Below are 13,821 nucleotides of genomic sequence, written 5' to 3' on the forward strand. Positions count from 1 at the left end.
TGGCGTCATAATCCGAGACGGTCGCGAATTCGGCCATAGAGGACGACACTCTTTATGGCCACCGGCCACCATGCGTGGAAGCGAATTGGCTTCAGGGTGGTGATCGGCATGTCGATTTGCGCTGCCTCGCCGCCAACCAATCGCTCCGCCAGCTGCTGTCCCATGGCGGTCGCGAGCGCGACGCCACGGCCGTTGCACCCGAGATAGGCCAGCGCACCCGGCCCCGGCTCGTGCACATGCGGATAATGATCGGCGGTCATGGCAAGGCGGCTGTTCCAGCCATGGGTCCAGCGGACGTCGCGGAGCGCCGGCCACAGCCGAACGGCGTAGCGCCTGAGATAATCGACAGCGGCCGGATCCCTGATCCATCGCATCGGTCCGCGACCACCCATCAACAGGCGGTTCGACGCATCGACCCGATAATAGACAGTGATGTGACCGCTTTCATACAGGACCGACCGCGTCGGCATGATGCCGCGCACGATCTCGTCGGGCAGCGGCTCGGTCGCGACGATCGAGCTGAATACCGGGACGATGGTGCGGCGCAGACCGGGCCACAGATCGTCCGTGAAGCCGTTGGTGGCAATCAGGATTTTTTCGGCGCGAACCACGGCGCGCGGTGTGTCGATGCGCCATCGTCCGCCTTCACGCCGTAGCGACGTCGCCGGCGTCTGCCCGTAAACCGCAGCACCGGCGCTGATCGCAGCGCGCGCCAGACCGCGCGCATAGCTCAGCGGCTGCAGATCGCCGCCGCGCCGGTCCAGCATGGCGCGGACATAGCGATCGGTGCCGGTCATCTTCTGCACGGCGTCGCGGTCGAGCACGGTCACCAGCATGCCGCGGCGGATGCACTGCTCCGCCGTGGTCTCGATCGCAGCCGTGCTCGCTTCGTGATAGGCGGCGCGCAGCGTGCCGTTCTGCCGTGCTTCGCAGGCGATGCCGAGGCGGTGGATCAGATCGAGCGTGAAAGTCGGTGTCTGATAGGCAAACGCGATCATGCGCCGGCCGAGGTCGGCGCCGAACGTCGCCTCGATCGAATCGGGGTCGAACTTCAGCCCCGGATTGAGCTGGCCGCCATTGTTGCCGGACGCGCCCCAGCCCGGCTGCTGGGCTTCGAGCACGATCGCTTCCGTTCCCTGCCCGGCCAGATGCAGCGCCGTCGAGAGCCCGGCAAACCCGCCGCCGATGATCGCAACGGATACGGTCCTGTCGACGTCGAGCGCAGGCGTCGGGACCGGCGGGACTGCGGTGTCCGCGTAAAGACTTGGCGGCAACGCAAGCTGTTCGTGGGTCACTATCGTTCGATCCGGTAACTTCGCGTCACAAAGGATGCAGCACGCGACGCAGGAAATCCTGTGTCCGGGCGTGCTGCGGCTGGTTGAGCACGGATTTCGCCGGACCCTGCTCCACGATGATCCCGCCGTCGATGAACAGCACCCGATCGGCGACTTCTCGTGCAAATCCCATCTCGTGCGTGACCACGATCATGGTCATGCCGTCATCGGCGAGTTTGCGCATCACGCCGAGCACTTCGCCGACCAGCTCGGGATCGAGCGCGGATGTCGGCTCGTCGAACAGGATCGCCTTGGGCTGCATCGCCAGCGCACGCGCGATGGCGACGCGCTGCTGCTGGCCGCCGGAAAGCTGCGTCGGATGGGCATCGGCTTTTTCGGTAAGGCCAACCTGCGCCAGCAGCGCGTGGCCGCGCTCCAGCGCCTCGCTACGCGGTTCCTTCTTCACGTAGATCGGTCCCTCGACGACATTTTCCAGGGCGGTGCGATGTGGAAACAGATTGAAGCGCTGGAACACCATCGATACCTGGGTCCGGATCGCGACGATCGACGGCGCATGGCTTTCGACCCGCGCGCCTTCCACCACGATGTCGCCGGCGTCGTAGCTCTCCAGGCCGTTGATGCAACGCAGGATCGTCGACTTGCCGGAACCCGACGGGCCGACGATGCAGACCACCTCACTCTTCTCGACCGACGCGGTGATGCCCTTCAGCACCTCGACCGCGCCGAAGCGCTTGTGAACGTCCTTCAGCTCGATCATCGGCGGTTCGCCTTCTTCTCGAAATGCCGGACCAGAAGGATCAGCGGAACGCTCATGGTGAGATACATCAGCGCGACGAGCGTGAATACGCTGGTGTTCTTGAAGGTCGAGGACGCGATCAGCTTGCCCTGCAACGCGAGCTCGGCGACCGTAATGGTGGAGGCTTGCGAGGAATCCTTCAGCAGCATGATCATGATGTTGCCGTAGGGCGGCAGCACGATGCGGACCGCCTGCGGCAACACCACCCGGCGCATGGTCAGCCACCAGCCCATCCCGATCGTCTGCGCGGCCTCGATCTGTCCCTTGTCGATGGCCTCGATGCCGGCGCGAAAGTTCTCCGCCTGGTAGGCTGAGTAGGCGATGCCGAGCCCGAGGATCGACGCCTGCAGCGCCGACATCGCGATGCCGAAGTCGGGCATCACGAAATAAAGATAAAACAGCAGGACGATGATCGGGATGCCGCGGATGACGTTGATGAGCCCGGCGCTCAGCCCGGTGAGGAGACGAACGCCGGAGACCCGCATCAAGGCCCAAAGCAATCCGAGAACGGTCGACAGCAGCAGCGAACCTATGGTGACGATGATCGTCAGCCATACGCCCTGCAGCAGGATCGGCAGGAAATCGGCAGCGTCGCGCAGGAAATTTTGCATCGATTCAGATCACGCGTTGCATCCCGCTCGCTCGCATCAGGCGGCCTTGGCCTTGAGCCCCCATTTGTCGAGAATCTTGTCGACGGCACCGTTGGCCTTGAGCCTGGCGAGCGAGGCGTTGATTTTCTTCAGCAGATCCTGGTCCCCCTTGCGGATCCCGATAGCGACCGTACCGACGGTGGTCGGCTTGTAGGTATCGACCAGACGAACCTCGGGGAAACCGCCCTGCTTGAGGTTGTAGGCCAGGATCGGATAATCGGCGAAACCCGCCTTGAGACGGCCCGCATTCACGTCGCGCAGGATGTCCGGAATGGTGTCGTAGACCTTGACCTCACTGAACAATCCCGTCTTTTTCAGCGCATCGACAAAGGCGGTGCCGACCTGGGCCCCGACCGCCTGGCCTTTCAGGTCTTCCTGCGAGGCGTAGTTCTTGGTGTCGGCCTTCGGCACCAGAAGTCCCTCGCCATAGCTGTAGACGGGATCGGAGAAATCGATCACCTCCTTGCGAGCCGCCGTGGCGAACATCGCCGCCGAGATGATGTCGATCTTGTTCGACGTCAGCGAAGGGACCAGCGTGGAGAACTGCATCGGCTCGATCTGGACCTGGAAGCCGGCATCCTTGCCAATCTCCGTAATCAGATCGACCATCACGCCCTGGATGCTGTTGGTCTTGGTGTCGAGGAAGGTGAACGGCACGCCGGTCGGGGTCGAGCCGACCTTGAGCACTTGTTGCGCTGACCCAGGCGCCGCGGAAGCAAGGACGAGGGCCGCGGTGGCGGCCAGAACGAGACGTTTGAAAAGCATCGTACCCTCTCACGAGTTCTGGGCACCGGCCGGCGTATTTCGTCTACATCAAACAGCTAATTGTGCGTTTCGCCGTCCCAACCCATTTTCACAACCATGAAATTATGGTCACATTACCGGTGATCCTGCAAGTGGTTTTCATGTACATGAAGGGATGATTTGACGTGAGCGGTGGCAAGCGAATGAGCAAGAAGGCCGCCAAGGCGGAGCCGGCGGTGGATGTCGCGGTCGGACAACGGATCCGCGATTTGCGACGAACCCGCGCCATGTCGCTCGAGACGGTTGCCGCCCGCACCGATCTGTCGATCGGCTTTCTCAGCCAGATCGAGCGCGGCCTGTCCTCGCCCTCGCTGCGGGTGCTGGCTACTCTGGCGGATGTGCTGGGCGTCGGCATCGCCGGATTATTCGGCGGCAAGGAGACGGCCGGCACCGCGCCCGACGCCGTCGTCACCCGCGAGCGCCAGCGCGCCAAGTTGAACCTCTGGCGTACCGGAATCTCAAAGCAGTTGCTCAGTCCGGCCGGATCGGATGGCCGCCTCAACCTGTTTCTCGTCCACATGGAGCCTGGCGGCAGCACAGGCGACGAACTCTACACCCATGACGGCGAGGAAGCCGGCCTCGTGCTCTCCGGCGAAATGAAACTCGTTGTCGATGCCGAAAGCTGGACACTCAAGCAGGGCGACAGCTTCCGCTTCGCAAGCCGCCGCCCGCACCGGTTCAGCAATCCGTCGGATGACTCCAAGGCGGTGGTGCTTTGGGTCAATTGCGTTTCGGCTTCGTCCTGAGATCAACCGAAACGATTGTCGTATCTGGTGATCGCCAGTTCGGCGGTGTCGATGTCGGGCTTGCGGCCCGAAAGCAGATCGGCGAGCACACGCCCCGAGCCGCACGCCATGGTCCAGCCGAGCGTGCCATGACCGGTGTTGAGATGGAGGTTGGCGTAGCGGGTCGCACCGATCACCGGCGGACCGTCCGGCGTCATCGGCCGCAACCCGCTCCAGAATGTGGCCTCCGCCAGCCGGCCGCCGCGCGGGAACAGGTCGGTCAGGGAATGGTCGAGCGTCGCCTGTCGGGCCGGATGGAGCTTGTTCGAATAACCTGACACCTCGGCGGTGCCGCCGACACGAATGCGGTCACCAAGCCGCGTGATCGCCACCTTGTAGCTTTCGTCCATCACCGTCGATACCGGCGCCGCATCGGGATCGGCGATCGGCACGGTGATCGAGTAGCCCTTGACCGGATAGACCGGGATCGAAATGCCGAGCGGCCTGAGCAGGCGCGACGACCAGCTGCCGAGCGCGACCACATAGGCGTCGGCCCGCAACACGCCCGCGCTCGTTGCGACACCGGCGATCCCCGTGGCGTCAGCCATCAACCGCTCGATTGTTGTCTCGAGGCGGAACTGAACGCCGAGCTTCGCCGCATGCGCCGCGAGTGCCTGCGTGAACATGTGGCAATCGCCGGTCTCATCCTGCGGCAACCGCAGGCCGCCGGCGATCTTGTGCTTCACGGCGGCGAGCGCCGGTTCCGCGCCGACGCAGCCATCGCGGTCGAGCACCTCGTATGGCACGCCATACTGCTTCAGCACCGCGATGTCGTCGGCGATGCCATCGACCTGGGACTGCTTGCGGAACAGTTGCAGCGTGCCGCGGCTGCGCTCGTCATAACGGATCGCGGTCTCCGCGCGCAGCGTGCGCAGGCAATCGCGGCTGTATTCGGCCAGCGGAATCATGCGGCTCTTGTTGACCGCATAGCGCGCCGAGGTGCAGTTGCGCAGCATCTTGGCGAGCCACAGCCACATCGCTGGATCGAGCTTCGGGCGGATCACCAGCGGTCCGTGCTTCATCAACAGCCACTTGACCGCCTTGACCGGTACGCCCGGCCCGGCCCACGGCGAAGAGTAGCCGGGCGATACTTCCCCGGCGTTGGCAAAGCTGGTCTCGAGCGCAGTCGCCGCCTGGCGGTCGACGACCGTGACCTCGTGCCCGCTCCTTGCGAGATAGTAGGCGGTGGTAACGCCGATGACGCCGCCGCCGAGAACCAGTACCTTCACGATCGTCCATGCTCCCGCTGCGGCCGCTGCGCCATCGCTTTCGAAACTCTCCGCAGCCCGCTGACTAGCAAGGATCAGGCCACGCGCTTCAGCGCGTCGCCGAGTATGGTCACGATTTCGTCGATCTGGCCGCGCTCGATGATCAGCGGCGGCGACATTGCGATGATGTCGCCGGTGACGCGGACCACGAGGCCGCGGTTGAAGCAGTCAACCATGACATCGTAGGCGCGGCTACCTGCCGCATCCGGCCGTGACGACAGCTCGATGCCCGCGACGAGACCGATGGCACGGATATCGATCACGTTCGGCGAGCCCCGCAGCGAATGCATCGCGTCCTGCCAATAATCGGCAAGCTCGGCGCCACGCGTCAGCAAGTTCTCCTTCCGGTAGATTTCCAGCGTCGCAAGCCCGGCCGCGCAGGCGACCGGATGGGCGGAATAGGTATAGCCGTGGAACAATTCGATCTGGCTGGTCGGTCCGACCATCAGCGCATCGTGGATCTTGCGGCTCGCGAATACCGCGCCCAGCGGAATCGTGCCGTTGGTGATTCCCTTGGCGGAAGTGATGAGATCGGGCGTGACGCCGAAATAGTTGGCGGCAAAGGGTGCGCCAAGGCGGCCGAATCCGGTAATCACCTCGTCGAAGATCAGGAGGATGCCGTGCTTGTCGCACAGCGCGCGCAGGCGCTGCAGATAGCCCTGCGGCGGGAGCAATACGCCGGTCGAGCCGGCGACGGGCTCGACGATAACCGCCGCGATCGTCTCGGAGCCGTGCAGCGCGACCAGACGCTCGACGTCGTCAGCGAGTTCGGCGCCATGAGCCGGCAGGCCCCTGCTGAAGGCGTTGCGGGCGAGATCGTGGGTATGGCTGATATGATCGACGCCCGGAAGATGCGTGGCGAACGCCCTGCGGTTGTTGACCATGCCGCCGACCGACATGCCGCCGAAACCGACGCCATGATAGCCGCGCTCGCGGCCGATCAGGCGGGTGCGCGTCGGCTGCCCGGCGGCGCGATGATAGGCCAGCGCAATCTTGAGTGCCGTGTCGACGGACTCGGAACCGGAATTGGTGAAGAAGACGCGATCGAGGCCGGCGGGCGCGATCGCCGCCAGCTTCTCGGCGAAATCGAACGCGATCGGATGCCCGATCTGAAATGACGGCGCATAGTCCAGCGCCATCAGCTGCCGGGAAACCGCATCCGCGATCTCCCGCCGGCCATGGCCTGCGTTGACGCACCACAGCCCAGCCGATCCGTCGATCACCTTGCGGCCATCGACCGTCGTGTAGTGGATACCTTCGGCAGAGGCGATCAGGCGCGGCTCCGCTTTGAACTGCCGGTTTGCCGTGAACGGCATCCAGAATGCGTCGAGGCTTAGCGTGTTCGGGATCTGGTGAATGGTCACGGCGGGCTCCTGCTTGCGGCTTTCCGCATCGACATCATGTTGAAGAATATGCATCAAGTCCTTTTCTTTGATCTCATAAGTCATTGATTTCACGCCTTTTGATTGATAATATTTGTGTGATCCGCAACACCCTCAACAGCAGCATCTCAAGTCCGGGAGTGGCGATGAGCATCGATGTCGGCGACCGGCTGCGCTTCGTCCGCAGCCGTAACAAATTGTCCCAGCGTGAACTCGCCAAGCGTTCCGGGGTGACCAACTCGACGATCTCGCTGATTGAATCCAACCAGATGAATCCCTCGGTCGGCGCGCTCAAGCGCATCCTCGACGGCATCCCGATGGGAATGGCGGAATTCTTCGCGCTCGAGCCCGACCGGCCGCGCAAGGCGTTTTACCGTTCCGACGAGTTGAGCGAGATCGGCAAAGGGCCGATCTCCTTTCGCCAGGTCGGCGACAACCTGTTCGGCCGCGCGCTGCAGATCCTGAAGGAGCGTTACGAACCGGGTGGCGACACCGGGCGCGTTCCGCTGGTCCATGATGGCGAAGAAGGCGGCATCATTCTCAGTGGCCGGCTGGAGGTGACCGTGGACAGCGAGCGCCGCATCCTCGGACCCGGCGACGCCTATTATTTCGAGAGCCGCCGGCCGCATCGGTTCCGCTGCATCGGCGCCAAACCGTGCGAGGTCATCAGCGCCTGCACACCACCGACATTCTGAGGGCGGCAGGGTTTGATCGAAACGACGTTGGCGTCTCTATTCCGTTCGACCTCGCGATCGAAGAAAATTCGATGCCAGCTCTAGCGCCGCCTCAAATCGGATAGTGCTGCGGACCCGTCTCGATCGTGATCCATCGCAGCTCGGTGAACTCGGCGATGCCGGCCTTGCCGCCGAAGCGGCCGTAGCCGGAAGCCTTGACGCCGCCGAACGGCATTTGTGCCTCATCGTGCACGGTCGGCCCGTTGACGTGGCATATGCCGGACTCGATCCGCTTCGCCACTTCGAGCGCCCGCGCAATGTCGCGGCCGAATACCGCCGCCGACAATCCGTACTCGGTATCGTTGGCGACCCGCACCGCTTCGTCCACGCCGTTGACGCGGACGATGGAGACGACCGGGCCGAACGACTCCTCGCCATAAATCCGCATGGTCGATGTCACGTGATCGACCACGGTCGCCGACATCAGGGTGCCGTCGACCTTGCCGCCGGCCACGACGCGCGCGCCCTTCCCGATCGCATCCTGGATCAGGCCCTGGATCCGGTTGGCGGCTTCGACCCCGATCAGGGAGCCGAGCGCGGTATTGCCCTTGCGGGGATCGCCGGCCACCAGCGTTTCCGCCTTGGTCGCGAGCTTGGCGACAAAGGCATCGGCGACTTTCTTGTCGACGACGATCCGTTCGGTCGACATGCAGATCTGCCCCTGGTTCATGAAAGCGCCGAAGGCTGCGGCTGCGACCGCGGCATCGATATCGGCATCGTCGAGAACCAGTAGCGGCGCCTTGCCCCCGAGTTCGAGCAGCACGGGCTTCAGATATTTCGCGGCAGTCAGGGCGATGATGTGCCCGACCCGTGTCGAGCCGGTGAAGTTGATGCGGCGCACGGCAGGATGGGAGATCAGCGCATCGATCAGCCCCGGCGCATCTTCCAGCGCATTGGTGATGACGTTGAGGACGCCCGGCGGCAGGCCCGCCTCGCGCAGGCATTCCGCGATCAGCCGGTGCGTGCCCGGGCAAATTTCGGAAGCCTTGAGGACAACGGTATTGCCGCAGGCCAGCGGCAATGCGATCGCGCGCACGCCGAGGATGACCGGCGCGTTCCAGGGCGCGATACTGAGCACGACGCCGGCGGGCTGGCGGATCGCCATCGCGATGCAACCGGGCTTGTCGGAGGGGATCACCTCGCCGGAAATCTGTGTCGTCATCGCCGCCGCCTCGCGCAGCATGCCGGCGGCAAGATGCACATTGAATCCCGCCCAGCCGGCGGTGGCGCCGGTCTCCGCCGCCATCAGCTCGATGAACTGCGGCGCCTTGCTCGCCAGCACGTCCGCTGCCTTGAGCAGGATCGCGCGGCGCTGGCTCGGCCCGGTCGCCGACCACGCCGGAAAGGCCGCCGCGGCGGCATCGGCTGCGCGCTTGACGTCGGCGATCTTGGCCGCCGCCGCCCGCGTGGCGACCTCTCCCGTCATCGGGTTGAGGCGCTCGAAGGTCACGCCGTCGATCGCCTGAACGTCCTTGTTCTCGAGCAACAGGTTGATCTGATTCATCGCCCTCTCCTCTCCCTAAAGATTCCGCGGCCCTTGTTGGTCCGGCTCATGCCGCGCCGGTCTCGATTCCGCCGAGATAGGCCCGTCGTACCGCCGGATCGGACTGCAGCGCCTGTGCCGTGCCGCTGCCGACGATCCTGCCGTTCTCGATGAGATAGCCGCGATCGGCGAGTGCGAGGCTTTCCCGCGCGTTCTGCTCGACCAGCAACAGGCCGACGCCGGTTTCGCGCACCTGCCGGAGTGCTGCAAACAACTCGCGCACCAGCAGGGGTGACAATCCGAGCGACGGTTCGTCCAGCAGCAGAATGTCCGGGTTCGACATCAGCGCGCGGCCGATCGCCACCATCTGCTGCTCGCCGCCGCTCATGGTCCGCACCATCTGCGGCAGCCGTTCGTTGAGACGGGGAAACAGCGACAGCACCTGCTGGCGCCGCGCCGCCTCGCTGCCGCGCGCCCGTTTCGGATTGGCGCCGAGCAGCAGGTTTTCAGCGACCGTCAGTTCGCCGAAGATACCGCGGCCTTCCGGCACCGACGCCAGTCCCGCCTCGACGATCTCATGCGCCGGGAGGCGGGAAAGGTCGCGCCCGGACAGAGTGACATTCTTGCCGGGCAGGCACGGGACGATGCCGGCGATGGCCTTCAACAGCGACGTCTTGCCGGCGCCATTGGCGCCGAGGATGACGACGATCTCGCCGCGGCCGACGGTCAGCGCCGCATCGCTCAGCGCGCGATGCTGGCCATAGGCGACGCTGACGGCCGAGACATCAAGCATCGGTCGTTACTCCGAGATAGGCCTCGACGACGGCCGGATCGGCCAGCACTTCGTCAGGGCGGCCTTCGGCGATCCGGCGGCCGCTGTTCATGACCACGCAGCGGTCGCAAAGCGAGCGGATCGCGTCCATGACGTGTTCAACCAGCAGGATCGACAGGCCCTCGTCTTTCAGGGAGCGGATCAACTCGATTCCGATCAGGAGTTCCGACGGGTTCAGGCCGGCGAGCCATTCATCGAGCAGCAACAGCCGCGGCTTCAGCGCCAGCGCGCGGGCAAGCTCGAGCCGCTTGCAGTCGATGTAAGTGAGTTCGGATGCCGAAAAGCCGCCACGGCCCGACAGCCCGACCCGCTGCAACAGCCGGTGCGCGGTATCGTCGATCTCGCCGCGCGCCAGATGCGGTCGATGGAAGGCGAGGCCTGCCTTGACGTTCTCGGCGCAGCTCATGCCGTTGAGCACACGAACCAGCTGAAACGTGCGCGCGAGGCCGAGACGGGCGATGCGATAGGCCGGCATGCCCTGGATGGCCTGTCCGGCAAAGCGGATGCTCCCGGAATCCGGACGCAGCACGCCTGAAACCAGATTGAGCGCGGTGGTCTTGCCGGAACCGTTGGGACCGAGCAGCCCGACGATTTCGCCTGAATGCACGACGAGATCGACGGCATTGACCGCGACCAGCCCGCCGAAGGCGCGGGTCAGCCCCGCTATCTCCAGAACCGGCGCAGAGGATGCGGCCGTCGTCATGGCTGCTCCCCTTGCGCGGCCGGCCGCCGCCAGCGCGCGCGCTCCCACAATCCGACGACGCCTGATGGCAGCGCATAGACGATCAGCAGGAAGACGATGCCGATGATCAGGGTCGAGGTAGAGGGAAAACGCGCCGACAGGAACTCGAACAACAGCGTCAGCGGGATCGCGCCGACCGCCGGCCCCCACAGCCGGTGCGCGCCGCCGAGCAGCGCCATGATCACGACCTCAAACGAAATCGTCGGATTGAACGCGATCGAAGGCTCGATATAGGTCCAGCGCGGCGCCATGATCGCGCCGACCAGGGTCATGAAAATCGCGCTGATCGCAAACAGCGCCACCTTGGCAAAGGTGACATTGATGCCGCAATGTCTGGCGACCGTCTCGTCCTCGCCGATGATGCGCAGCGCGAAGCCGAGCCGCGAGCGGGCGATGAGCCAGCCGATCGCGAACACCGCCACCGCAAGACCGAGCAGCTGCCAGTAGATGTCGCTCTGGGTGATATCGACGAACACGTAACGGCCGAGCACCCGGGTCTTGTTGACCTCGTACCAGATCACCAGCTGACGGACGAGTTCGGCGAGGCCGAAGGTGAAGATCACGAAATGCAGGCCGCTGAGCCGCAGCGTGGAGACGCCGACGATCACCGCCATCAGCGCCCCGATCGCAACCGCGATCAGGAGCACCAGCGGCCATGCCAGCAGTTCGCCGAGCACCGCCACGGTATAGGCGCCGACGCCGAAAAACGCCGTCGTCGCCAGCGAGACGTAACGGGTCGGCCCGGAGAACAGTCCCCACGCGGTGGCAAGCACCGTGAACTGCAGCAGGCCGATCGAGAGCGAAAGATGATACGCGTCCGCGTAGAGCGGCAGCAGCGCCAGCGCCACCAGGCCCGCGACGGCGGCGATGCCAGCCGCGATGTGCGCCGGCCTCATCGCTGTGCCCTGCCGAACAGGCCTGCCGGCTTCACCAGCAGGACCCCCAGAAATAGCGCGAAATTCACCGCGAGCGTCAGCCCGGGATCGACGAAGGTTGCCACCAGGGATTCGCTGAGGCCAAGCGCGAGGCCCGCGACCAGGCAGCCGAGCAGATTGCCGACGCCGCCCATCACCACCACGATCAGCGCCTTCATGGTGAAGACGACGCCCGACGACGCGCTGAAGGTGAGGAACATGCTGATCAACACGCCTGCCGCAGCCACCAGCGCGCCGCCAATGGCAAAGGCGAAGGCCGAGATCCAGCGGACGTCGATCGCCACCAGCCGCGCCGCGGAAGGATCGACCGCCACGGCGCGTATCGCGGTGCCGAACCGGGTTCGGGTCAGCGCGAGATAGAGGGCGACGCCGAACAGCACCGCGAGGCCGAAAGCGATCAGCCGGTTCAAGGCCAGGGTTTCACCGAGCACGGCAACCGGAATCGAGAGAAACGAATAGCTGAAATAGGCGCCGCCGAACATCGTCAGCATGATGCCCTGAACGATGAACATCATGCCAAAGGTAGCCAGGATGCTGTCCACCTCCAGCGCGTCGCGCGTCGGCGCGCGGCGCACCAGCGGCGTGAGCAGGACTCGATACAGAATCATGCTCACGCCGAAGCCTGTGGGAACGACGATCGCCAGCCCCACCAGCGGATTCAAGGCCCATCCCGTGAACAGCCAGTACGAAGCAAAGGCTGCCGCGACGAGAAACTCGCCGTAGGACAGGTTCATGATCCGCGCCACGCCATATTGCAGGGTCAAGCCCATGGCGATCAGCGCATACATGCCCCCGAGCATGAGGCCGGTGAGGATGGCGTTGGTCATTGACCCCGGATCTGCCGCAGCGATCTGGAGATCACTGCGCCTTCCATGCCGGCTTGGGAATGATCGGAGTCCGAGCGCCTTCGTTGGTGGCCGGACCGACACCGTAGAACTCGCCGCCCTGCCACTGCCCGACCCACCAGTACTTGGTCGGCAAGTTGTTCTCGAATTTGACCTTGCCGATCACGGTGTCGAAGGTCCCCGTCTGCAGGTCCTTGATAACCGCGGCGCGGTCGATCTTGCCGACGCGTTCGATCGCCTGTTGCAGCATCTGCAGGCTGGCGTAGGTCACGGAGCTCGCCCAGCGATCCGGCTCGGCGCCGTTCGCGGACGCCGCCTTGTGGCGCGCCAGGTAATCCTTGATCGCCGGGCTGTCGCCGTTCCATCCGCCGATTCCCATCACGCCCTCGGCGTTGGCGCCGAACTTCCCCTTGAACAAGGGAAATGCGGTGCCGACGCCGGTGTAGAATATCTTGGGATTGAAGCCGGCGATCCGGGCTTGTTCGGTCAGCCCAAGCGTATCCGGCGGATAGCTGAAGGCGATGAAGACATCGGGGTTGAGCGCCTTGGCCTCGTTGACCAGCGGGCTGAGGTCCTGGGTGCCGACCGGGTAGGTCTTGTCGTAGGCCAGCTTGAAATTGGCCTTGGCAAGTGCAGGCCGCGCTGCGCCCGAAAGGTCGATGCCGAAACCGTCGGCGACGCTGACCATGGCGACGGTGTCGCCGATCTTGCCTTCGCCGCGCAGCTTGACCAGGAGCTCGACCAGCGTATTGGCCGCGCCGGCGCTGGTGCCGAGCAGCCAGAAACTGTTCGGCCAGCGCTTCGCCAGTTCAGGCGCGCGGTCGGTGACCGCGGTGGCGGCCAGATGCGGATAGCCGGCCTTGTTCAGGATCGGTCCGACCGCGAGATTGAGGCCGGTCCCCCAGGGCGGCAGAATGAAATCGACCTTGTCCTGGGTGATCAGCCGGTCCAGCGCTTTTGCTGCCTCTTCCGCGCTGGAGCGATCGTCGTATTGCACGATCTCGATCGGCACCCGCTTGTCGCCGATCTTCAGACCGCCGGCAGCGTTTACTTCCTTCACCCACATTTCGTAGTTCGGCAGCGTGGTTACCGCGGCGCCGCCGGCGTTCGGCCCGGTGCGCGACAGGGCGTAGCCGATCTTGACCGAAGTCTGCGCCAGGGCCGGCCCGACCGAAAAACTGGCGACCCCGGCGATCGCGACCAATCCCGCTGCCAGGCGTGTGACTGATGAAACCATGTTCTCCTCCCAGAGCATTCCGTCCGTCGCCTT

The 13,821-nt window shown here is 64.7% G+C and carries 14 protein-coding genes; 2 read left to right on the forward strand and 12 right to left on the reverse strand.

What is annotated here, in order from left to right:
• Nucleotides 1-5 precede the first annotated feature (5 nt).
• From KMZ29_RS17920 to KMZ29_RS17935, 4 genes are read right to left on the reverse strand one after another with little or no spacing between them, the layout of a single operon-like run.
• A complete protein-coding gene (locus tag KMZ29_RS17920; protein ID WP_369810029.1) occupies nt 6-1,295 on the reverse strand; it encodes an NAD(P)/FAD-dependent oxidoreductase in 1,290 nt (429 codons plus the stop codon).
• A 25-nt stretch (nt 1,296-1,320) separates the two neighbouring features.
• The gene (locus KMZ29_RS17925) at nt 1,321-2,052 is read right to left on the reverse strand and encodes an amino acid ABC transporter ATP-binding protein (protein WP_215620469.1); all 732 of its coding nucleotides are present in this window, start codon (nt 2,050-2,052) and stop codon (nt 1,321-1,323) included.
• On the reverse strand, nt 2,049-2,702 hold the full coding sequence (locus tag KMZ29_RS17930; RefSeq protein ID WP_215620470.1) for an amino acid ABC transporter permease: 654 nt from the start codon (nt 2,700-2,702) through the stop codon (nt 2,049-2,051). Before KMZ29_RS17930 ends, KMZ29_RS17925 begins: the two co-directional genes overlap by 4 nt.
• Before the next feature lie 36 nt (nt 2,703-2,738).
• Nucleotides 2,739-3,506: an ABC transporter substrate-binding protein gene (locus tag KMZ29_RS17935; RefSeq protein WP_215620471.1), complete on the reverse strand. Its 768-nt coding sequence runs from the start codon at nt 3,504-3,506 to the stop codon at nt 2,739-2,741.
• Between the two features lie 182 nt (nt 3,507-3,688).
• On the opposite strand from KMZ29_RS17935, the gene KMZ29_RS17940 reads away from it, so the two are divergent.
• Nucleotides 3,689-4,291, forward strand: coding sequence for a cupin domain-containing protein (locus tag KMZ29_RS17940; protein WP_215620472.1), 603 nt, complete (start codon nt 3,689-3,691; stop codon nt 4,289-4,291).
• 2 nt (nt 4,292-4,293) lie between these two features.
• Here the strand turns inward: KMZ29_RS17940 and KMZ29_RS17945 are convergent, their stop codons facing one another.
• Together KMZ29_RS17945 and aptA are read right to left on the reverse strand one after the other, a co-directional pair.
• Nucleotides 4,294-5,559, reverse strand: a complete 1,266-nt coding sequence (locus tag KMZ29_RS17945; RefSeq protein ID WP_215620473.1) for a D-amino acid dehydrogenase — start codon at nt 5,557-5,559, stop codon at nt 4,294-4,296.
• 74 nt (nt 5,560-5,633) lie between these two features.
• Nucleotides 5,634-6,914, reverse strand: a complete 1,281-nt coding sequence (aptA, locus tag KMZ29_RS17950; protein WP_249779957.1) for an omega-aminotransferase AptA — start codon at nt 6,912-6,914, stop codon at nt 5,634-5,636.
• Nucleotides 6,915-7,126: 212 nt separating this feature from the next.
• On the opposite strand from aptA, the gene KMZ29_RS17955 reads away from it, so the two are divergent.
• The gene (locus KMZ29_RS17955) at nt 7,127-7,675 is read left to right on the forward strand and encodes a cupin domain-containing protein (RefSeq protein WP_215620475.1); all 549 of its coding nucleotides are present in this window, start codon (nt 7,127-7,129) and stop codon (nt 7,673-7,675) included.
• Nucleotides 7,676-7,766: 91 nt separating this feature from the next.
• On the opposite strand, the gene KMZ29_RS17960 is transcribed toward KMZ29_RS17955, so the two are convergent.
• From KMZ29_RS17960 to KMZ29_RS17985, 6 genes are read right to left on the reverse strand one after another with little or no spacing between them, the layout of a single operon-like run.
• Nucleotides 7,767-9,218 (reverse strand): aldehyde dehydrogenase, encoded by a 1,452-nt coding sequence (locus tag KMZ29_RS17960; protein ID WP_215620476.1) that lies wholly within the window; start codon nt 9,216-9,218, stop codon nt 7,767-7,769.
• Nucleotides 9,219-9,264: 46 nt separating this feature from the next.
• The gene (locus tag KMZ29_RS17965) at nt 9,265-9,990 is read right to left on the reverse strand and encodes an ABC transporter ATP-binding protein (RefSeq protein ID WP_215620477.1); all 726 of its coding nucleotides are present in this window, start codon (nt 9,988-9,990) and stop codon (nt 9,265-9,267) included.
• The gene (locus tag KMZ29_RS17970) at nt 9,983-10,732 is read right to left on the reverse strand and encodes an ABC transporter ATP-binding protein (RefSeq protein WP_215620478.1); all 750 of its coding nucleotides are present in this window, start codon (nt 10,730-10,732) and stop codon (nt 9,983-9,985) included. Before KMZ29_RS17970 ends, KMZ29_RS17965 begins: the two co-directional genes overlap by 8 nt.
• Nucleotides 10,729-11,667, reverse strand: coding sequence for a branched-chain amino acid ABC transporter permease (locus KMZ29_RS17975; RefSeq protein ID WP_215620479.1), 939 nt, complete (start codon nt 11,665-11,667; stop codon nt 10,729-10,731). Before KMZ29_RS17975 ends, KMZ29_RS17970 begins: the two co-directional genes overlap by 4 nt.
• Nucleotides 11,664-12,533, reverse strand: a complete 870-nt coding sequence (locus KMZ29_RS17980; RefSeq protein WP_249779727.1) for a branched-chain amino acid ABC transporter permease — start codon at nt 12,531-12,533, stop codon at nt 11,664-11,666. The genes KMZ29_RS17975 and KMZ29_RS17980 overlap by 4 nt, the downstream gene beginning before the upstream one ends.
• A 31-nt stretch (nt 12,534-12,564) precedes the next feature.
• Nucleotides 12,565-13,788 carry an amino acid ABC transporter substrate-binding protein gene (locus KMZ29_RS17985; protein WP_215620480.1) on the reverse strand — a complete coding sequence of 408 codons (1,224 nt, stop codon included), beginning with the start codon at nt 13,786-13,788 and terminating at the stop codon, nt 12,565-12,567.
• Nucleotides 13,789-13,821: the final 33 nt, after the last annotated feature.

Source organism: Bradyrhizobium sediminis, assembly GCF_018736085.1.
GTDB classification, from domain to species: domain Bacteria; phylum Pseudomonadota; class Alphaproteobacteria; order Rhizobiales; family Xanthobacteraceae; genus Bradyrhizobium; species Bradyrhizobium sediminis.

Excerpts from the sequence above, each read along its gene's own strand:
- aptA (WP_249779957.1), bottom strand. The coding sequence starts at position 6,914 with ATGCCGTTCACGGCAAACCGGCAGTTCAAAGCGGAGCCGCGCCTGATC.
- KMZ29_RS17980 (WP_249779727.1), bottom strand. The coding sequence starts at position 12,533 with ATGACCAACGCCATCCTCACCGGCCTCATGCTCGGGGGCATGTATGCG.
- KMZ29_RS17970 (WP_215620478.1), bottom strand. The coding sequence starts at position 10,732 with ATGACGACGGCCGCATCCTCTGCGCCGGTTCTGGAGATAGCGGGGCTG.
- KMZ29_RS17940 (WP_215620472.1), top strand. The coding sequence starts at position 3,689 with ATGAGCAAGAAGGCCGCCAAGGCGGAGCCGGCGGTGGATGTCGCGGTC.
- KMZ29_RS17955 (WP_215620475.1), top strand. The coding sequence starts at position 7,127 with ATGAGCATCGATGTCGGCGACCGGCTGCGCTTCGTCCGCAGCCGTAAC.
- KMZ29_RS17930 (WP_215620470.1), bottom strand. The coding sequence starts at position 2,702 with ATGCAAAATTTCCTGCGCGACGCTGCCGATTTCCTGCCGATCCTGCTG.
- KMZ29_RS17965 (WP_215620477.1), bottom strand. The coding sequence starts at position 9,990 with ATGCTTGATGTCTCGGCCGTCAGCGTCGCCTATGGCCAGCATCGCGCG.
- KMZ29_RS17975 (WP_215620479.1), bottom strand. The coding sequence starts at position 11,667 with ATGAGGCCGGCGCACATCGCGGCTGGCATCGCCGCCGTCGCGGGCCTG.
- KMZ29_RS17925 (WP_215620469.1), bottom strand. The coding sequence starts at position 2,052 with ATGATCGAGCTGAAGGACGTTCACAAGCGCTTCGGCGCGGTCGAGGTG.
- KMZ29_RS17960 (WP_215620476.1), bottom strand. The coding sequence starts at position 9,218 with ATGAATCAGATCAACCTGTTGCTCGAGAACAAGGACGTTCAGGCGATC.
- KMZ29_RS17935 (WP_215620471.1), bottom strand. The coding sequence starts at position 3,506 with ATGCTTTTCAAACGTCTCGTTCTGGCCGCCACCGCGGCCCTCGTCCTT.
- KMZ29_RS17985 (WP_215620480.1), bottom strand. The coding sequence starts at position 13,788 with ATGGTTTCATCAGTCACACGCCTGGCAGCGGGATTGGTCGCGATCGCC.